Source organism: Candidatus Limnocylindrales bacterium, assembly GCA_035571835.1.
Lineage (GTDB): Bacteria > Desulfobacterota > Binatia > UBA1149 > CAITLU01 > DATNBU01.
Genome location: DATNBU010000013.1, coordinates 26,073 through 45,000 on the forward strand (window position 1 = coordinate 26,073; position 18,928 = coordinate 45,000).

At 65.9% G+C, this 18,928-nt stretch carries 16 protein-coding genes; 5 read left to right on the top strand and 11 right to left on the bottom strand.

The window, feature by feature from the left end:
• Nucleotides 1-39: 39 nt before the first annotated feature.
• On the bottom strand, nucleotides 40-588 hold the full coding sequence (locus tag VN634_05700) for an ACT domain-containing protein (protein ID HXC50361.1): 549 nt from the start codon (nucleotides 586-588) through the stop codon (nucleotides 40-42).
• A 47-nt stretch (nucleotides 589-635) separates the two neighbouring features.
• Here VN634_05700 and VN634_05705 point away from each other — a divergent pair, with 47 nt between their 5' ends.
• On the top strand, nucleotides 636-1,337 hold the full coding sequence (locus VN634_05705; GenBank protein HXC50362.1) for a TIGR04283 family arsenosugar biosynthesis glycosyltransferase: 702 nt from the start codon (nucleotides 636-638) through the stop codon (nucleotides 1,335-1,337).
• Here the strand turns inward: VN634_05705 and purN are convergent.
• The 5 genes from purN to VN634_05730 all read right to left on the bottom strand — a co-directional run bounded on the left by purN (nucleotide 1,319) and on the right by VN634_05730 (nucleotide 5,297).
• Nucleotides 1,319-1,993 carry a phosphoribosylglycinamide formyltransferase gene (purN, locus tag VN634_05710; protein HXC50363.1) on the bottom strand — a complete coding sequence of 225 codons (675 nt, stop codon included), beginning with the start codon at nucleotides 1,991-1,993 and terminating at the stop codon, nucleotides 1,319-1,321. The genes VN634_05705 and purN overlap by 19 nt on opposite strands.
• A gap of 11 nt (nucleotides 1,994-2,004) precedes the next feature.
• On the bottom strand, nucleotides 2,005-3,045 hold the full coding sequence (purM, locus tag VN634_05715; protein ID HXC50364.1) for a phosphoribosylformylglycinamidine cyclo-ligase: 1,041 nt from the start codon (nucleotides 3,043-3,045) through the stop codon (nucleotides 2,005-2,007).
• A 132-nt stretch (nucleotides 3,046-3,177) separates the two neighbouring features.
• A complete protein-coding gene (locus VN634_05720; protein HXC50365.1) occupies nucleotides 3,178-3,735 on the bottom strand; it encodes a class I SAM-dependent methyltransferase in 558 nt (185 codons plus the stop codon).
• Nucleotides 3,678-4,418, bottom strand: coding sequence for a phosphoribosyltransferase family protein (locus VN634_05725; protein ID HXC50366.1), 741 nt, complete (start codon nucleotides 4,416-4,418; stop codon nucleotides 3,678-3,680). Before VN634_05725 ends, VN634_05720 begins: the two co-directional genes overlap by 58 nt.
• A gap of 72 nt (nucleotides 4,419-4,490) precedes the next feature.
• Nucleotides 4,491-5,297, bottom strand: coding sequence for an alpha/beta hydrolase (locus tag VN634_05730; GenBank protein HXC50367.1), 807 nt, complete (start codon nucleotides 5,295-5,297; stop codon nucleotides 4,491-4,493).
• A gap of 107 nt (nucleotides 5,298-5,404) precedes the next feature.
• On the opposite strand from VN634_05730, the gene VN634_05735 reads away from it, so the two are divergent.
• Nucleotides 5,405-6,229: an SDR family oxidoreductase gene (locus tag VN634_05735; GenBank protein ID HXC50368.1), complete on the top strand. Its 825-nt coding sequence runs from the start codon at nucleotides 5,405-5,407 to the stop codon at nucleotides 6,227-6,229.
• A gap of 19 nt (nucleotides 6,230-6,248) precedes the next feature.
• On the opposite strand, the gene VN634_05740 is transcribed toward VN634_05735, so the two are convergent.
• Both VN634_05740 and VN634_05745 read right to left on the bottom strand, forming a co-directional pair.
• The gene (locus VN634_05740; GenBank protein HXC50369.1) at nucleotides 6,249-6,872 is read right to left on the bottom strand and encodes a hypothetical protein; all 624 of its coding nucleotides are present in this window, start codon (nucleotides 6,870-6,872) and stop codon (nucleotides 6,249-6,251) included.
• On the bottom strand, nucleotides 6,869-7,879 hold the full coding sequence (locus VN634_05745) for a glycosyltransferase family 2 protein (protein ID HXC50370.1): 1,011 nt from the start codon (nucleotides 7,877-7,879) through the stop codon (nucleotides 6,869-6,871). Before VN634_05745 ends, VN634_05740 begins: the two co-directional genes overlap by 4 nt.
• Before the next feature lie 100 nt (nucleotides 7,880-7,979).
• On the opposite strand from VN634_05745, the gene VN634_05750 reads away from it, so the two are divergent.
• The gene (locus VN634_05750) at nucleotides 7,980-9,245 is read left to right on the top strand and encodes a hypothetical protein (GenBank protein ID HXC50371.1); all 1,266 of its coding nucleotides are present in this window, start codon (nucleotides 7,980-7,982) and stop codon (nucleotides 9,243-9,245) included.
• Here VN634_05750 and VN634_05755 read toward each other — a convergent pair.
• Genes VN634_05755 through VN634_05765 form a run of 3 tightly spaced genes read right to left on the bottom strand, consistent with a single transcriptional unit; the run spans nucleotide 9,213 to nucleotide 14,201 of the window.
• Nucleotides 9,213-11,849, bottom strand: coding sequence for a 6-pyruvoyl-tetrahydropterin synthase-related protein (locus tag VN634_05755; protein ID HXC50372.1), 2,637 nt, complete (start codon nucleotides 11,847-11,849; stop codon nucleotides 9,213-9,215). The genes VN634_05750 and VN634_05755 overlap by 33 nt on opposite strands.
• A 1-nt stretch (nucleotide 11,850) precedes the next feature.
• Nucleotides 11,851-12,699, bottom strand: a complete 849-nt coding sequence (locus tag VN634_05760; protein HXC50373.1) for a hypothetical protein — start codon at nucleotides 12,697-12,699, stop codon at nucleotides 11,851-11,853.
• Entirely contained in the window at nucleotides 12,696-14,201 is a 1,506-nt protein-coding gene (locus VN634_05765; protein HXC50374.1) for an Rne/Rng family ribonuclease, read from the bottom strand. The genes VN634_05760 and VN634_05765 overlap by 4 nt, the downstream gene beginning before the upstream one ends.
• 280 nt (nucleotides 14,202-14,481) lie before the next feature.
• Here VN634_05765 and VN634_05770 point away from each other — a divergent pair, with 280 nt between their 5' ends.
• Complete coding sequence (locus VN634_05770) at nucleotides 14,482-15,039, top strand: HNH endonuclease (GenBank protein HXC50375.1); 558 nt, start codon at nucleotides 14,482-14,484, stop codon at nucleotides 15,037-15,039.
• 228 nt (nucleotides 15,040-15,267) lie between these two features.
• Nucleotides 15,268-18,849: a chromosome segregation protein SMC gene (smc, locus tag VN634_05775; protein HXC50376.1), complete on the top strand. Its 3,582-nt coding sequence runs from the start codon at nucleotides 15,268-15,270 to the stop codon at nucleotides 18,847-18,849.
• Nucleotides 18,850-18,928 lie beyond the last annotated feature (79 nt).

The window sequence follows — 18,928 nt, forward strand, 5'->3', positions numbered from 1 at the left end:
TGGGCGGGCGGAGGCGGGTCCGGCTGGACCGCAGGACTCCTAGGACGCGACGGAGGCGAGTGGGGCTGTGCTGATCTCGATGCCGAGGGCTGCTCCGGCCCGTTCGAGGTCGGCCTGAAGCGCCGCCGGCGCGCAAGATTCCGGAACACGCATGCGGATCTGCAGCGTGTAAAGTGGCGTTCCGCTCTCGGCGACGGGTTTGGCTTCGCCGCGAAGATCGGTGATCAGCACCGCATGATCGGCGAGCACGCGCGAAACTCCCGCAACGATGCCCGCCTTGTCGACGCCGACGGCCGAAAGGCTGTAATCCCCGCCTGTCCCGACGACACCGGGGCCGTCGACGGGTCGCAGGAAAACCGTCAGGCGCCGTTCCCATTCGAGCCGTTTGGTCGCTTCGTAAAGCCGGTCCTGAAGGTCGGCCCCGCTTCCGCTGACCAGCATCAACGTTGCGAACTCGCTTCCGAGCATCGTCATGCTCGCGTCTTCGAGATTGCAGCCGCACGCGTAAACGCATTCGGAAAGATCGGCGACGATTCCCGGCCTGTCGCGGCCGATCGCCGCCATGGCAAACCATCTCTTCTGCGACATGCGCGACATGCTATCAGTGACGTTTCGCCGGTCCAGAGCAGCTGCTGGTGGCTCGGAGCGGTTTCGTGCGGCTGAGCGTCATCATTCCGGTTCGAAATGAAGAGGCGTGCATCGCCCGGACGCTCGCCGCCGCAGGGCCGGAGCTTCGCGACGGAGATGAGCTGATCGTCGCCGACGGCCGCAGTACGGACCGCACGGCCGACGTTGCAAGGGAACACGGAGCACGCGTGCTCACTTGTGAACCGGGTCGCGGACGGCAGATGAACGAAGCGGCCGAGCTTGCGAGCGGTGACGTGCTGCTGTTCGTCCATGCCGACACGGAGCTGCCCGCCGGCTATCGCGGCGACATCGAGGCGTCGCTGCGCGGCGACGACGTATGCTGGGGCCGTTTCGACATCACGTTCGATGAAGGCGGCCGGCTTCTTCGACTCATCGCATGGCTGATCTCGACGCGGTCGCGGATCTTTCGCAGCGCGACCGGCGATCAGGCGATTTTCGTTCGACGCAGCGACTTCGAAGCGGCCGGCGGGTACCGCGAACAGCATCTGTTCGAGGATGTGGACCTGGCGCGGCGGCTTCGCCGCCGCGGACGAATGGCAATTCCACGCGGACGGGCGGTGACGTCGTCGCGGCGGTGGCGAAACCGCGGCGTCTGGGCGACGACGGCAAGGATGTGGACGCTGAAGACGCTCTACCTGTGCGGCGTCCCCGCTGGACGTCTCGGCCGCTTTTATCCGGACGAACGCTGAGCGCCGATCGGCGGGCTCACGAAACACTCCGTGCCGACGGCTGCGCGTCCGCGCACGCGCACGAAGCGCCCGTCGATCGTGACCCGCCCCTCCGCAATCAGGCGCAGGGCTTCCGGATAGATCCGGTGCTCGAGCGCAAGGATCCGCTGCCGGATCGTCTCCGCATCTTCCCCGGGAACGACCGGCACGGCGCCCTGCAGGATGATCGGTCCGTGATCGACGTCCTCGTCGACGAAGTGGACGGTGGCCCCGGCGATCGTCACGCCATGCTCGGCCGCCTGGGCCTGCGCGTTCGAGCCGCGAAATGCCGGCAGCAGCGCCGGGTGAATGTTGACGATGCGCTGCGGAAAGCGACCGAGCAGCGCCCCGGTGATCAGGCGGTCGAATCCGGCCATCACGACCAGTCCGACGCCTGCCGTTTCGAGCGTACTGGCAACGTCCGTGTCGAACAACTCTCGCGTGGCATACGCGCGATGTTCGACGACGCGGACCGGAATACCTCTGGCTTTGGCTTTGGCGATCACCGGAGCGGCAGGGCGGTTGCAGACGAGCACCGCGATGCGCGCCGGAATCTCGCCGGAAGCGACGGCGGCAGCGATCGAATCGAAGTTGGTTCCGCTGCCAGAGGCCAGGATGCCGATCGAGAGCAGCTCCATCGTGGTCCGGATCAGCCTTGCCGGTAGACGACGCGGCGCGGGCCTTTTTCGATCGTCCCGATCGGCCGTGCCGGTACGCCGCGGCGTCGCAGGAAACGGACCGTGCTGTCGGCCGCGTCCGCCCGCACAATGACGACGTATCCGGTGCCGCAGTTGAACGTTCGATCCATCTCTTCGCGACTGATGCGGCCGCGTTCGCGAACCAGCTCGAAGATCGGGAGCACGGGCAGCGCGCGCCGGTCGATCACGGCGCGGGCAGACTTCGGAAGCACGCGCACGAGATTGCCGGCCAGCCCGCCGCCGGTGATGTGGGCCATCGCATGTACGTCGACCTTCGCGATCAGCGCGAGGATTGCCTTGACGTAGATTGCCGTGGGCGTGAGGAGCGCGTCCCCCAGCGTGGCGCCGAGCTCCGGAACGCGGCGCGTGAGCGCCTTGCGCGTGGTGGCTCCGAGCGCACGGCGCGCAAGGCTGTAGCCGTTGCTGTGCAGTCCGGTGGACTCGAGGCCGACAACGACGTCGCCGGGCCGCACGCGGCTTCCGTCGATGAGCTTTTTGCGCTCGGCGATGCCGACGCAGAATCCGGCGAGGTCATACTCGCCGGGCTTGTAGAAGCCGGGCAGCTCGGCGGTCTCGCCGCCGACCAGCGCCATGCCGGCCTGCCGGCAGCCTTCCGCGATGCCGCGTACGATGGCTTCGCCGTCGATTCCCTTGAGCGAGCCGACTGCGAAGTAATCCAGGAAGAAGAGCGGCCGGGCGCCGGTCGTAATCAGGTCGTTGCAATTCATCGCAACCAGATCGATGCCGATGGTGTCGTGCTTTCCGGTGAGCTGGGCCACCGAGAGCTTGGTGCCGACGCCGTCGGTCGACGAAACCATGACCGGCTCGCGCATTCCCTTCGGGACGGCGAACGATGCGGCGAACGGTCCGACGCCGCTCAAAACTCCGGGGATTCGGGTCCTTGCGGCCAGACGCGCGATGCTTTCGACAAGTCGATCGGCTCGATCGATGTCGACGCCCGCGCTTCGATAGGTGAGCGCACGCCGGGACACGCGTGGCCCCTAAAGGACGGGCTCCCGGATGTCAACGAGCGAGCGCTCGCAGCATCCGTGAGCGAACAGGCCGGTGTTGCGCAGATCGTGCGCGGCGCGCATTCGAGGTCGCCTGCACCGAATGCAGCACTGTCACGGCTTGCGGGCGAGAAAGACTCCGCGCGCGGTCGCGCCGCGCATCTCGTCGTAACGAAGCAGCTCGAAGTCGGCGAACGCGTGCGGAAGCTCCGACTCCGCGAGCAGATATTCCGTGCACGACGGTCCCTCGGCATTCCTGGTTCCCTGGTCAAGGAACGTATCGATCAGGAGAAGGCCGCCGGGTCGCAGACCATCACGGAGACTCGGAAAGATCCGGCGCTCGAGAAAATCGACCTGGACGATCAGATCGAATACGGCCGCCGCGAACGGCCATGCATCGATGTCGGCCTGCAGTGCGAGTGTGCGCGCCGTGCTCCCGGACGGAAGCGACGCACGGGCGTGCGCGAGGGCCGTCATCGAGATGTCCATCGCGACCACGTGATAGCCTGCTTCGCAAAGCGGTGCGACGTGTCGACCCTGTCCGCACGCGAGGTCGAGCGCGATCGCATCGGCGCGCGGTGCGCGCGGCAACGCACGCACCGACTCGCGCGGCGTCAGCTTGCTCGCACCGAGATGGCGCCCCTCCCAGCGCTTTCTGTCCTCGCTCGACATCGGTTCAGGATTTCCTCATCGGCACAGGCGAGCACGGCGCATCGCACCCGGTCCGCGCCGCCGATCCAGAGCGCAGTTGCTGCGGCGCGCAGCGTCGCGCCGGTCGTTATGACATCGTCGACGAGCACCACCGAATAGCCGCGGACACCGTCGGGGCCAAGCCCGAACGCGCCCTCGGCATTGGCGCGACGGGCTGCACCGCCGAGCGTCCGCTGCGCGGGGCGATCGCGCGTGCGCACGAGACTTTGCTGTGAGAGACGCGCGCGACTGCTGCGCGACAGCGCATCGGCGAGCCACGCCGCGGGGCTGAGGCCGCGTGCGCGAAGGCGCCGGACGTCCGACGGGATCGGGACGATCACCTCGGCCGGATCGATGGTGCCCGCAAGGCGCATCGCGAAAAGCGCGCCGAGGCAGCGACCCGCGTAACGGTCTCCACGATCCTTGAACCCGCGCAGCGCACGGCCGAGCGGCGACAGTGAGACAGCGGCGCCGGGCTGCCGCGACCAGTACGCGCCGACGAACTGCAGCTCGTGGAAAGCGACACGGGTGCGAAACGGCCGGTCATCGATGCCGCTGGCGGAGATACATTCGCGGCACAGCGGCGATCCGAAGAACGCGCCACACGACGGACATCGGCCGGCAGGAAGCCTCAGGTAGCGGCGCAGCACGGCGAGCCCGTTCACGCGTGGTCGATGGCAGAGAAACCGCTGCGATCGCAATGACAGCCAAGGACAGTTCGTGCCGGTGGGAGCGGGTTAGCGGGGCTCGGCGAAAACGTCCCGTGCGAATCCGAGAATCTTTTCTGCAACCAGCTCGGGACGTTCGAGCGGCAGGTTGTGATCGCCGCCTTCGATCATCTCGAGGCGGGCGACCGACGGCATCGCGCGTTGCAGCAGCACGGATCCGCCGGGAGGCGTCATCTGGTCGGCCAGGCCCTGCAGGATGAGCACCGGACACGTCACGCGCGCAAGGGCGTCGGTGTAGTCATAGCTGCTCGCCGCGCGCGCCTGCTCCGCATAGACGCGCCGGTCCGTGCGTGCGGCGATCGCCGCATGAAAGTCGAGCACATCCGCATGCTCTCGGGCGAACTCTTCGGTAAAGCCGCGTGCACGTGCGGCAGGCGACGGCGAGATGCCGTTGGCCTCGACGCTGTCGGCGATGCGCCGCCAGTTCTGAGTGGCTTTTTCGCTCAGGCGGCTCGAGGTCGAGATCAGCACGGCGCCCGCGATCGCCGGTATCTGCCGGGTGAGCAGCTCTTCGACGAGCACGCCGCCGAGAGAATGTCCGACCGCGACATAGCGCTCGAGCCCGACGGCTTCGGCCACGCGCGCAACGTCGTCAGCTGCGCGGGCGAGGGTGTACGCGGCGGATCCCCGTGAAGAATCGCCACAGCCGCGAAGATCGGGGGCGACGACCTTCACGTGCCGGGCAAGGAGCGGCATCAGTGCGGACCACGTCCTGCGCGATCCGCCGAGCCCGTGCACGAGCACGACCGCCGGGCCGGAAACGGCTTCGCCTTGGCAATCCACTTCGATCTCCACATCATCGACGGCGATTCGCATGCGGAAGGCCTAACGGCGAAGCCGGAGACAGTCAATGGACGTGGCAGGCGCCGCCCTCGGCAACGGGCCGATGCGCGGCAGCAGACGCTCGAACAGGAGAACCAGCGATGGGATTGCTTGACGGAAAGGTGGCGATCGTAACCGGCGCCGGCCGCGGCATTGGCCGTGCGGTTGCGGAGCTGATGTCCGAGAACGGCGCATCGATCGTCGTCAACGATCTCGACGAGAAGGTCGCCCGCGAATCGGTCGATGCGATCCGCGCACACGGAGGCAAGGCCGAGGTCTGCGCGGGCTCGGTAACCGACGCCGCGCTCGCCGGCCGCCTCGTCGAAACGGCCATCGGCGCGTTCGGCACGTTCGACATCATCGTGAACAACGCCGGGTACACGCACGACGGCATGATCCACAAGATGTCGGACGAGCAGTGGCAGGCCATGCTCGACTGCCACCTCACGGCGCCGTTTCGGATCCTGCGCGAAGCGGGACGACACTGGCGGGAATGGGCCAAGGCGGAGAGCGCGAGCGGTACGCCGAAGCCGCGCAAGGTGGTCAATGTGTCTTCGACGAGCGGAGTTGCCGGCAATGCGGGACAGGTCAATTACGCCGCTGGAAAGATGGGGATCGTCGGTGTCACCAAGACACTTGCGAAGGAGTGGGGCCGGCTCGGCGTATGCGTCAACGCCGTGGCCTATGGGTTCATTGAAACCCGGCTGACGGCCGCAAAGGACCGGTCGACGAAGACCACGGTCGACGGCAACGAGATCGAGATCGGCATTCCCGAGCAGATGCGCGAAGCGGCCATTGCGCGCATTCCGCTCGGACGCCCGGGATCGCCGCGCGAAGCGGCGGGGCCGGTGCTGTTCCTCGCGTCACCGCTGGCGGATTACGTGACGGGTCACGTCGTGCTCGTGACCGGCGGCTCGTACATGTAGGGCGGCGACCCGGGACGCGTCAGTTTGTCGTTACGGTGGTCTGTTTCCGGATCAGGTCGGCGCGTGCGCGTCCCGATGCGGGCGGACTGCCTTCCTTGCAGGAGTCCGACGACAGTGTGGTCGTCGTGGTCGAACCTGGTGGGATCGGACTGTTCTCGAACTGAAGGTCGATGTCCGTCAGCGTGACGGTGATCTTGCCGTCGATGTCGTTGAGCTGACAATCGATGTCGTCGAGCACGGCGATCGGGTCGCCCGGATCGATCTCGCCGTCGGCCAGATTTCCGGGATTGTCGAGCAGGAAGACGACACCGAAGCTGCCCGGCTCGAGATCCGAGATCGTGAATTCGGTTTCGTTCTGGCCGATCACTGCAGCCTTCCCGACATTGTTGCCGCTCGGGTTCGGCGGACACGGACAATGGTTGTCGCCGTCGCCGTTGATGTTGTACACGAACACGACGATGTCGCGCGTCGTGACCGGGTCGATATCGTCGAGATTGCCGGTGAACGTGACCTTGGTCGGGCTGTCGTCGTCGTCGTGGCCGAACGAAATGTCGTCGCCGCCGCAGCCCGGCGCGAAGGCCACGGATGCCGCAGCCGCAGTTGCGAGAACGACCGCGGCGATATCGATCCCCCGGATCCTCATGCCCGTTCCTTTGCGGCAGCAGCAGTCGGCCGCGCCTGCGTTTGCGTGATTTCCGGATCGGTCGATCGCGCGACGATGTATCGCGGACGCTTCTTCACTTCCTCGTAGATGCGGCCGACGTATTCGCTGAGGATCCCGAGACTGAGAAGCTGCGTGCCGCTGAATACCAGCACGAGCACCACCAGCGACGTCCAGCCCGAGACCGCCGAGTTCGTGAAGAGCCGCACGGCGATCGAGTAAAACCCGTAAAGTATGCCGAGCGCTACCGTGACGACGCCGAGCACGGAGATCATGCGCAGCGGAACCGTCGAGAACGAGAACACGCCGTCGAGCGCAAAACGCAGCATGCGCGCGAACACGTACTTGGTGCTTCCCGCGAAACGCTCGCGCGCCGCGTAGGCTACGCCTTTGCGCCGGAAGCCGAGCCACGGAACCAGCCCGCGGACGAAAACAAATCGTTCCTCGCAGGCGAGAAGGGCATCGGCGACAACCCGGTCCAGCAGCCGGAAGTCCGCGCCGCCGGTCGGAATGTCGACGCCGGTAAGGCTGCGCAGCAGGCGATAGAACGATGCCGAAACGATTTCTTTCAGCGCGTGACCTTCGTTGCCTTCGCGGGTCGTGTAGACGACGTCGTATCCTTCCCGCCAGTGCTCGACGAGCGTCGGAATCAGCTCGGGCGGATGCTGCAGGTCCCCGTCGAGCGAAATCACGGCGTCGCCGCGCGCACGCGACATGCCGGCAAGAAGAGCCATCTGATGACCGAAGTTCCTGGAAAACGACAGGTAGCCTACGCGCGGGTCGCCCGCGGCGAGCTCGGCCAGTCGTTCGGCGGTGGCGTCGGTGCTTCCGTCGTCGACGAAGACCGCTTCCCATTCGCAGTCGAGGGGATCGAGGGCATCGTGGAGCCGCCGCGCCATCTCGGCGACGCAGCCGTCCTCGTTGAAGCAGGGAACGACGATGGAGAGCAGCGGCCGCTCGGGGCGATGTTTCTCGCGAGTCTGGAGCATCAAGGCGGCTCTCGTAAGTGGCGGCGCAGCGCGGTGTAGTGTAGAGACGAGGGCCCTGCATGTCGAACCAACCTGACCGGCATCGTTCGGACTTTGATCGGTGACATTCGCGCGCCTCGCGAAGATTCTCGCCATTGTGCTGGTTGCGTTCGCGCTGTGGCGGGCGCGCTCGCCCGAAGCGCCCGTGCACATCGTCGTCCTCGCGCTTCCGGGCGCATCCAGCGACCTCTTCACTGGCGGCGCACAGGCAACCACCCTTGCAAAAGGCCCCATCGCCGTTCCGCCGGCGACGACCGGCACGGCATTCTGGAGGCGGCTTTTTGCGGCTGCCGACGATGCGGGGCGCGATCCTGGCGAGCTCGAACCGGTCTGGGCGCAGGGCCGTTCGTCGGTCCGAATCGTTTCGGTGCCGTCATCCCTGATCGCGGAAGACAAGGCTTCGAGCGGAGACGTCGCGTTTGCAGGAAGCAGCGCCGGAGCCGTCGTCGAATCGGAAGACATCACCAGCGGACGGCTACCATCGCCTTACGACCGCGCGGCCGACTCGGTGGCTGCGGCCGCGGCGACGCTCGGTCGCGACCAGTGGAGCGACTGGATCACCGTCGACCCGCTTCCACCCGCGGCCCCGAAGGCTCCCGACGGGGCCGGCTCCAGCGCAGCACCGCCGGCTCGTCCTCCCGCCGCGCAGTTCCAGTTCGCGCGCTTCGGTGACAGCGCCTACTACTTTTCCCCGGCGTATGTTTTCGCAGCGTCGCCGGTTGCACGGCGGCCCTTTCTACGGGGCAAGGAGCGAGAGATCCGGCCGCTCGTCGCCGCGCATGCGATTGCGGTGACGAAGCGTCGACTCGACCCGTCGCGGGAGTTGTTCGCGAATCCGCGTGATGGGCGGCCGGTGATCATCTTCGATACGGCGAGCGAAGATACTGCCGCGGTCTTCTCTCCGGATACGACGCCGGCCGGCGTCCTCGAGCAGGTTCGCGATGCCATTGCCGGTGAAGTCGCGCTGCTTCGCCAGGCGGACGGCCCCCGGGAAATCATCGTCGCGATCGGCGGGCCGACGACCACCCGTCCGGCCGAAACGGCCGCGTGGTACCACATCGTCACGTTCTCCGGAGCGGCAAACGCAGACGATCGATCCTCGCAGCCGCTCGATTTCGAGGCGGCTCGCGCAATGCTTCGCTACGCGCTCGGCTTTGCGCTCGACGAGCGCGCCAGAAACCAAGTGCCTGCTGCGCTGGTACGAAGCGCGGCGATTCGCTCGCCTGTGGCCAGGCCTGCCGTGCCGGAATCGTCGCACCACCAGCTTTCGAGCTGGTCGGCCGAAACCCTCGAATCAGTTCCCGGCGCCTTCGGCAGCGGGCACTGAAGCCGCAGCGCCGGAGGCGGCCGCGAACAGCTCGGGGTTCTCCTTGTGCAGCCTCTTCGGCCACGACGTATCGGCGTAGGACGCGTCGAGCAGCTTTGCCATCTCGGCCGCGCGCTCGCGGTCGTGAATGGCAAGATAATTCTTCGCGAGGTGGAACAGGGTCTGCGCGCCGTAGTCGATGTTCGGGAAACTGAAGCGCAGGCGCTCGAACGTATCGATCGCGAGCTCCGGCCTGTCGAGCTCGGAGTAGGCCACACCGAGCTGAAGCAGCGCGGTAGCGATCTTGGGAGTGTCCTGATCGTCGCGCACGTACTCTCCGTGAATGCGCACGACGTCCTCGAAACGTTTGTCCTGATACGCCTGCTGCCCGGCGCGATAGGTCGCGTCGAGGTCGCGGATCCGGTAGCGCACCGTGAACGCCGCAGCCACGCACGCCAGCACGAGCAGGATGCCCAGCGGAATGCGGACGCGTGGAGGGGCAAGCATCGCACCGATCGGCCGCAGCACGCGCGTTGCCACTCTGGCGGTCGCGCGACGAACGCCGCCGTGCACGACGGTCGCGAATGCCCACAGGATTCCGACCCAGCTTACCGCCAGCGCAAACCAGTCGAGAGCGGTTTCCGAATAAACCATCTCGAAATGGCTTCCGGCCGGAGTGACCAGCATGAAGCCCGGTGACACCAGGCGAACCGGGGAACCGTCGGTCGCGCGCCAGCGCGGGAAGTACGAAACCTTGACGATGTGAGGACGTCCGGGGCACGTCGTGTCGAAGCTGATGCGTTCCTGCTCGAGCACGCTCGTCACCTTGCAGTCGCCGGCGATGGGTGAGCGCGGAATTTCGCGCACCGACGCCGTGTGCAGCGTGAAGTCGGAGGACTCGCCGGCGCCTGCGATTTCGGCAGGAACGAGCGGGAGATCGAGGAGCTCGGGGTGCTTGAACCAGCGATAGAACGCCGTGCGGTAGTCCGGCCCGGTGTAGAGAACAGGCTCGTTGGTCGCCGCAACGACGTAGCCGGTGACCCCCTCGGGCACATCGTAGACAGAGTACCCGCCCTTGTTGAAGATCCTGTGGAACGACGGATTGGCGTCGTACGCCGCGCGGGCCTTTTCGGTCGTCGCGACGATCGTTCCGACGTTGTAGGTGCGCAGATGCGGAAGCGCCGCGGCCGGATTGAGCCTCGCGTACGAGTACTGGTGGAACGGGCCGGACGTCTTCTCGCTGACTTCGGACTGCACGTAGAACACGAACGGCGAGTTCGGCGAGACCTGGTGGAACACGCCTTCGAGAGTCGACCGCCCGGCAAAGAGCGGGAGGTTCTCGAACGCACGTGAGCTTCCGAATCGGTTGTGCGACTGCGAGTGCTCGAAGACCATGCGCGGGGAGTTGAGATCGCCTTTCGCGCTTTCGTTGATCGAGTGGAACAGATCCCACGACGGTTTCTTCTCGTAACCGGAGTAGTTCCAGTCGAGCCATGACGGGAGGTAGCCGATGTGGTCGTAGGTCCAGCCCATGCAGACCATGAGGCCCGCCGTCGCGTAAACCAGCGGAAAGTGCAGCGGCGTACCAAGCCACGCGATGAGGTCGGCGGCGAGGAAGCCGAGGAAGATCTGGCCGATCGGAACGAAACGGATGTCCGGGAAACCGGTAATCGGCGAGATGCAGTACAGGATCACGCTGCCGAACACCGAAAACAGCATGAATCCGTGCCGGTCGGGTACGAACGGCTTCAAGCGCAGCGCCATCAGCAGCACGTTGATTCCGGACAGGATTCCGGCCGGCCACAGCAGCTGTGGAATCACCTCCTGCCATTCCTTGATGTTCCAGATCATCGTCCACTCGGTCGTGAACTTGACGCGTGGAACCAGCGGCAGACCCCAGAACGCGACGAGCAGCGCGGCGACCAGGAACGCGGGCGCGATGCGTGGCAGGACGAGCGCGCTGTCGGAGCGCGGGCGCACGAACCACAAGGCGAACCAGAGCGCTCCAATGAATGCGAACGCGTGCGAGAGACCGATCGCGGCCAGCAGCAGGCCGCTGACTACCCACGAACCGATGCCGCGCGAAAGGCGATAGAGATGACCGATGAATATGAGCGACAGCGACAGGCCGATGGCGTGGCAGAACTCCCCGGCGAGCACGCTCGGGATGTTGCCGCCCCACATCGAATTGCCCTGCTGGAACAGGAACGGAAGCACGGAGCCGGCGGCGAGGATCGGCGCACCGCGGCGGTAGCCGAACGCCCAGAACATGTATGCAGCGGCGAGCGGAAGCGTCGTCGGACCGATCAGCGTGACGAGCTTGAACGCGATCTCGAGCGGAATGACGTAGCCGAGCGCCGCAATCGCGAAGAACGGCAGCGTCGAATAGAAGTGAAAGATCGGGAATCCCGCGTAGTTTCCCATCGTCCAGCCGGTAAGCTGGAGCTTGGGGATCAGCACGTCGTGCATGATCAGCGCCGGATAGAAATGCGATGCGGTGTCGCCGCCGGCCGTCACCGAGCGCGTCAGCAGCGCTCCCCACGGCCACAACCAGCACAGAAAAGCCGCCGAGAGCAGCACGCAGAGGAATTCCGCGCCCTGGGGGATGGTTCGCCTGAGCGTCATGTCACGCAGTCTCGCGATGGCGCGAAATGACGCCGGCCAGCCACAGACCTTCGAGCAGGACGAGCAGCGCCGCCAGCGCTGCCGCAGCGTAGTAGAACTGCCGGGACGTGACCTTCACCTTGGCTGCGGTGATGCGCGCCATGCCACGGATCGTATCGGTCTGCGGAAACCCGGCGTCGTTTCCGGTCACGAACGCGAACAGATTGACCGACGTGCCTGCCAGCAGATCCTTGTTGCGAACGTGGAACTGCGTGCTCGTTTTGTCGCCGGACGCGAAGTCGAGCGTCACGTGGTCGGGTGTCACGTCGAAGCCCGATGGGGCAACCAGCCGTACCTCGAAGGACCCGGAGCGTTCGGACGGCTTTTTAAGGTTCAGCGTTGCCGTGGCCTGGCCACCGACCGCCAGGCTCGGCACGTCGAGGCTGCCGAAGATCTTCGGCGCAGGGCTTATGCCGACAGGCGCTACGGCCGTGCTGATGATCTCGAACTCATAACCGTTCGCATCCGAGTAGTGCGCGCGAAGCACGATCGCGTACGAGCCTCGCGCGATCTGGTCGGCCATGTGGAACTTCCAGACGTGATTCTGCCCGGGCGCGATCGCCGGGACTTTTTCGCCGTCGACGGTCTTGCCAAGCAGCTCCGCCTCGACGCGGACGTCGGAGGCCATCTCGTCTCCGGTGTGCGTCAGCGTGACCTCGGCGTCGATGCCGGGTCCGGCCGTCACTTTTGCATCGGTCTTGAAGCCGATCGTGCCGGCGCGCGCGTCGGTTCCTGCCGTGATCAGCAGAATCGAGACCAGAGCCGCGCGCGCGGCCGCCGCGTGGGGCCGACTGTGAAAAAGAAAGCTCACGCCGCGACGACGTCGTACTGTTCCTGGTGATAGGTCTCGGCGACTTTCAGTACGACGCCACGCCCGAGACGTTCCTGCAGACCGCGAATCGCATCCTCTTCGTCGTTGAAGAGATACGAGATCACGTCGCGATTGGCCCGCACGACCATGCGGCCGTGCGCGGACGGGGTGCGCGAAGCCTCGCGCTGGATCGCGCGCAGGATTTCGGACGCCACCGTGGGCACCGATTTCACGCGGCCTCGTCCGTCGCAGTACGGGCACGGAGCCGATAGCAGGCGCTCGAGATTCTCGCGCGTGCGCTTGCGCGTCATCTGGATCAGGCCGAGCTCCGAGATGCGAAGGATACTCGTGCGTGCCTTGTCGCGGGTCAGCGCCTGTTCGAGCGTGTCGGAGACGAGCTTGCGGTTGGCCTGATCCTCCATGTCGATGAGGTCGAGAATGATGATGCCGCCGATGTTGCGCAGGCGGAGCTGGCTGACGATTTCTTCGACGGCTTCGAGGTTGGTCTTCAGGACCGTCTCCTCCTGGCTGCGCCGCCCGACGAAACGCCCGGTGTTGACGTCGATCATCGTCAGCGCCTCGCCCTGGTCGATGACGAGGTAGCCGCCCGATTTCAGCCAGACCTTGGGCTCGATCGCCCGCGAGATCTGCTCTTCGACGCCGAAACGATCGAGAATGGGCTCGCTGTGGTTGTAGTGCTCGACCCTCTCGGCAAGACCCGGGAGGAACGAGCCGACGTAGTCTCGTGTACGAAGGAAATCGGCTTCGGTATCGACGACGATCTGGTCGACGTCCGGCGACAGCATGTCGCGCACGCTTCGCAGCACGAGGTCGAGGTCGGCGTGCAGAAGGGCGGGCGGCGAGGTCTTCGGCGCCTTGGTCTGGACTGCCGTCCAGATCTGCTCGAGGCCGCGAATGTCGTCGACGATGTCCTTCTTGGTAAGGTTCTGGCAAGCGGTGCGCGCGATCACGCCGCCGCTGGCCGGTTTGGCAGAAGAGATGATCTCGCGGAGCCGACGCCGTTCGCGGTCGTCGCCGATGCGTTTGGAGACACCCACGAGGTCGCCGAACGGCATGTAGACGAGATATTTCCCGGGCAGCGAGACGTGCATCGTGATGCGCGCGCCCTTGGTGCCCATCGGCTCCTTGGCGATCTGGACGATGACCTCGTCGCCGCGTTTCAGGCGCTCCTCGATCGGTACGTGACCGCGGCCCGAGCGCGACGGCTCGAACTCCGGATCGTCCGCGGCGGAGTCGTCGACGGCCGCCGGTGCATCGGTGACGACATCGGACGCGTGCAGGAACGCCGCTTTTTCGAGACCGATGTCGACGAATGCGGCCTGCATGCCCGGAAGCACGCGCAGCACGCGGCCCTTGTAGATGTTGCCCGCGGCCGCTTCTTCCGAGGCTCTCTCGATGTGAACCTCGGCGAGCACGCCGTTTTCGAGGAGCGCGACTCGCACCTCGTTGGGGTTTGAGTTGATGATGATCTGTTTGCGCAAGGTCGGGGTTCCTGTGGCGGGTGTCGGTGCGAATGCGTGCCGGCGGTCGATGAGGCGAGGGAGACGGACCGGCGCAGTTCGCGTATGGGCGCCGGTCGCAGCATCAGGGCCGCCGAAAAGTCCGGAACCTTACCATGGGGCGGCTGTGTATCAATGCGGGAACTCAGGGCTTTCGACCTTGACTGCGGTAGGCTCGATGGTAGCCTCCGCGGTAATGACGACTGCGGTGGCTTCGGCACCGCCTCTCCAAGGGAGGAGCCTGGTCCTGAACAGGGCCTTCTTGCCGATCCACGTAACCACCGTTCGGCGTGCTCTTTCTTTGCTCTATCGCGGCGTCGCGAAGGCCGTCGACAGCGAATACCAGACCTTCGATTTCCAGTCCTGGTCGGAGCTTTCGATCTCCGGATTCGATGCCGTCGGTCTGGTCGAAGGCGTCGTGCGGATTCCGCGTGTCGTGCTGCTGGTGTCGTTCGACAGGGTTCCGCACAGGCGCGTACGCTTCAGCCGCCACAACATCTTCGTGCGCGACGCCAACACCTGCCAGTACTGCGCGCGACGGTTCTCGCGGAGCGAGCTCAACCTCGACCATGTCATCCCGCGCTGCCGTGGCGGCCGGACGACGTGGGAAAACGTGGTCTGCTCGTGCATCGAGTGTAACCGGCGAAAGGGCGGCGGGGATCCCGATACCGCCGGGATGCGGCTGATCCGGGCTCCGCAGCGGCCGGCCTGGAGCCCCTTCGTCCAGAAGCAGTTCGGCGTCAGCGGCTACCGGGAATGGGTGCCGTTCCTGAGGGCTGTCGACACCGCGTACTGGAACGTCGAGCTCGATCCGGACTGACGTCTCTGCCGTTCCGAAGTCGTGAGCGGTGTAGTGAGCCGAGGTCGATCAGCCTCGGACCGTTGGTGAACCTCTGCATGAAGACCTGTGCGCTGTCTCCCGCGTCTTGACTCGCTTTTTCCCCACGTGGGATACTCGCCCGTCGGATGCGCCGCTTGCGGCCGTCGGCCCGCCGTATAGTGCCCAGACCCCAAGGGATCAGAGGATGAGGAAGAGGAGGAGAGGAAGGTGAGGATCAAACGGCTCGAGCTGACAGGCTTCAAATCTTCCAAGGACCGCACCGTCCTCGAATTCCCCGAGGGCATCACCGGGATCGTCGGGCCCAACGGCTGCGGCAAATCCAACATCGTTGATGCGCTGCGCTGGGTTCTCGGCGAGCAGAGCGCCCGCCACCTGCGCGGCCGCAGCATGGAAGACGTCATCTTTGCCGGCAACCAGCATCATGGCCCGCTCGGCATGGCCGAGGTCAGCATCGTCCTCGACAACGACAAGGGTCTCGAAGCACCGTCGGCCGAGCTCGGCGAGGACGACAACGAAGTGGTGCGCGCCCTGCGCAAGGTTCCCGAGCTGCAGGTCACACGCCGTCTGTACCGCTCCGGCGAGTCCGAGTATCTGATCAACGACCGCCCATGCCGTCTTCGCGACATCACCGAGCTCTTTCTCGGCACCGGCGTGGGGACCAAGGCCTATTCGATCGTCGAGCAGGGACGCGTCGGGCAGATCGTCGGCGCCAAACCGGACGAGCTGCGGCTGTTCATCGAAGAGGCCGCCGGCACGACATTGTATCGCAGCCGAAAGATTGCCGCGGAGCGCAAGATCGAACGCACCCGCGACAACCTGCTGCGAGTCAGCGACATCGTTCGCGAGCTCGAGCGCCAGGCGAACTCTCTTCGCCGCCAGGCGCGCGGCGCCGTTCAATACCAGGAGCTTCGTGCGCAGGAGGATCAGCTCGACCGCGTGTGGACGATGGTGCGGGTCGGTGCGGTCGATGCGCAGCTGCACGACGCAATGGAAGCAGCCGCCGAGCAAAGCGGGCGCGAGCATGCGCTTCGTCTCGAAATCGCACGCGGTCATCAGGAGCGCGAAGTTCTTCGCGAACGCGGGCGCACGATCGAAGCCACCCGTGAGTCCGCGCAGCAGGCTGTGTTTGCCGCACGTACGCGCGTGACCGAAACCGAGCAGGAACGGCGGCATCTGATGCAGCGCCGCGGCGAGCTCGAGTCGCTTCTCGGCGAATCCGGAACCGATCTGGCGAAGCTCGACGAGCGAATTGCCGGGCTGTCTGGCGAAGCCGCAGAAGCCGAGCGCCGCCGCGATGAGCTTTCCACGCGTTACGACGAAGCCATGCAGGTTTGTGCGCGTGTCACGGCACGCGTGCGCGAATGCGACGAGCGCTATTTCTCATGGTCGGCGGAGGCCGATGCGATGAGGACGCGGCTCATCGAAGCACTCGGGGCAACCGCTGCGCTTCGCAACGAGCGCGCGGCTGTCGCCCGCCAGATCGAAACTGCCGAAGCGCGTGAAGCCCGCCTCCGCTCGGAAGACGAAGCGCTCGCGACGGTCAAGCAGAGGCTCCATGAAGAGCTCGCCGCCGCTGAACAGAAGCTCGCCGAAATGGGGCAGGCGCTCGACGCCGCCGAGGGCGGAAAACACGAGCTCGCCGCGCAGCTCAGCGCAGCGCAGACCCGACGTGGAATTGCACAGACCGAATCCGAACGCTGGCGCGACGAATGCGCGCTGCTCCGCTCACGGCTCGAGTCTCTCGAGGAGCTGCATCGCGGTTTTTCCGGATACAACGACGGCGTGCGCGCGTTCATGTCGAACGGCGGCCGCGAACGGGCGGGCGCACGCGCTGTGCTTGCCGACGTGATCGAGATCGAGACCGGCTTCGAGCGTGCCGCTGCAGCCGTCCTCGGCGAAGCGCTCCAGTACATCGTCGTTCCATCCACCGAGTCCGGAATCGAAGGTGCGAAATATCTTCGGGAGCAATCCGCAGGCCGCGCGACGTTCCTGCCGATGACATCTGTGCTCGCGCACGATGCCGTGAGCGCAGATGCCGAGCGGCTGTCCGCGCACGTTCGTGTGCGTGAAGGTTTCGAAGCCGTGGTGGCGCCGTTGCTGGCAGGTTGCGTCGTCGTGGCCGACCTCGACGACGCGCGTCGCCGGTATGAGGGCGGGGATGGCGGGCATACGTTCGTCACCGTCGAAGGCGAGCTCGTCGGCAGAAGCGGCATCGTCACGGGCGGAAGCGAGAACCCGGTCGACGAAGGGCTGCTTCTGCGAAGCTCCGAGCTTCGACGCATACGCGAGGCCCTCGACGGTGCGATGCTTTCGTCGCGAACGGCCCAGGACGAGCTTCGCGCCGCGGCCGATGCCGCGGCGGGCCTCGACAGCCGGCTGGCGGACCTCGACAGGGAGCTTCATCTGTTGACCGTCGAGCGCGTTCGCTGGAGCGGGGAAAAGCGTCTTCACGAGCAGAACGGTGCGCGAACCGAGGACCGCCTTCGCGCGGTCCGGCTCGAGCTCGACAGCGTCCATCGCGAGCGGCTGGCGGTGCTCGCGCGGCAGCGGGAGTCCGAAGCCATTCTTCAGACCACCGAGGAGCAGGCGGCGCGTCTCGAGAGCGAGCGTGCGCAGCTCGAGATTGAAGGGAAGGCGCTCGAAACGGCCCGGCGCCAGGCGCTGACTGACCTTGAACAGGCACGGGTAGCCGAGGCGGAAGCGCGCCAGCGGATCGAGGCTCTGGCGTCGCAGCTCTCCGGGATCGCCATTGCCCGGGACGAAGCGGCAGGTCGCCGCGAGGCTCTGCTGGCCAGGGTCGAGCGCTCGCGGCTGGAGATCGCCAGTGTCGGGGCGCGTCTGACGGACCCGGTGCTGGATCTCGAACGCCTGAAGAGCCGCTGTACGGAGGCGGAAAGCGCCCTCGAAGCGGTCGATGTCGAAGCGGACGCCGCTCGCGCATCCCTTCAGGGAATCGACAAGGACCTCGACGGCCTGGCGGCCCGCCTCGATGCGGCGCGTGCGGAGTTCGGCCGCTGCGAGCTGCGCAGGAAGCAGTGCGAGCTCGAGAGGGAAACGCTGATCGCCGGCATCGCCGAGCGTCTCGGCATCGGCGCGGAGGAGCTGCTTGCGACCGAAGTTCCGGCGGATTCCGACGCGGCTTCGCTGGCCGGCGACCTGGAGGCCGTGCGCGCGAAGATCCGCCGGCTCGGGACGGTCAATCTCGGAGCGGTGGCCGAGCTGGAAGAGATCGAAACGCGCCTGGCGGAGCTTTGCGGACAGCGCGACGATCTCGAGAAGTCGATCGAGGATCTGCGCGCGACCATCGCGCGGCTGAACAAGCTGTCGCGGACGCGATTCCACGAAACCTTCGACGAGGTAAACCGCATCTTCCAGCTGACGTTCCCCAAGCTGTTCCACGGCGGAAAGGCGTCGCTATCGCTGACGGACCCGGAGAACCTTCTGGAGACAGGCGTCGAAATCTTCGTCCAGCCGCCGGGAAAGCGCCTCGGAAATCTCGACCTCCTGTCGGGCGGAGAGAAGGCAATGACTGCCATCGGCCTGATTTTCGCGCTGTTTCTGCACAAGCCGAGCCCGTTCTGTGTGCTCGACGAGGTCGATGCTCCGCTCGACGAAGCCAACATCGGACGCTTCGCGCGGATCGTGGCAGAGATGTGCGACCGCTCGCAGTTCCTGCTCATCACGCACAACAAGCGCACGATGGAGATCTGCGACACCCTGTACGGCGTTACGATGCCGGAGCCGGGAATTTCCAAGATGGTCTCGGTCGACCTGTCCCAGGCAGCATAGGCGGGAGCTACGCTGCAGCGACCGTTTGACTCCGCTGCTGCATGCCACTTAAACTCCCGACTCCAAGTTGCGTCTGACA

What these genes read in the sequence shown, in the direction of transcription:
- VN634_05700 (HXC50361.1), bottom strand. Translation starts at nt 588, where the DNA reads ATGTCGCAGAAGAGATGGTTTGCCATGGCGGCGATCGGCCGCGACAGG.
- purN (HXC50363.1), bottom strand. Translation starts at nt 1,993, where the DNA reads ATGGAGCTGCTCTCGATCGGCATCCTGGCCTCTGGCAGCGGAACCAAC.
- VN634_05720 (HXC50365.1), bottom strand. Translation starts at nt 3,735, where the DNA reads ATGTCGAGCGAGGACAGAAAGCGCTGGGAGGGGCGCCATCTCGGTGCG.
- VN634_05730 (HXC50367.1), bottom strand. Translation starts at nt 5,297, where the DNA reads ATGCGAATCGCCGTCGATGATGTGGAGATCGAAGTGGATTGCCAAGGC.
- VN634_05735 (HXC50368.1), top strand. Translation starts at nt 5,405, where the DNA reads ATGGGATTGCTTGACGGAAAGGTGGCGATCGTAACCGGCGCCGGCCGC.
- VN634_05740 (HXC50369.1), bottom strand. Translation starts at nt 6,872, where the DNA reads ATGAGGATCCGGGGGATCGATATCGCCGCGGTCGTTCTCGCAACTGCG.
- VN634_05745 (HXC50370.1), bottom strand. Translation starts at nt 7,879, where the DNA reads ATGCTCCAGACTCGCGAGAAACATCGCCCCGAGCGGCCGCTGCTCTCC.
- VN634_05755 (HXC50372.1), bottom strand. Translation starts at nt 11,849, where the DNA reads ATGACGCTCAGGCGAACCATCCCCCAGGGCGCGGAATTCCTCTGCGTG.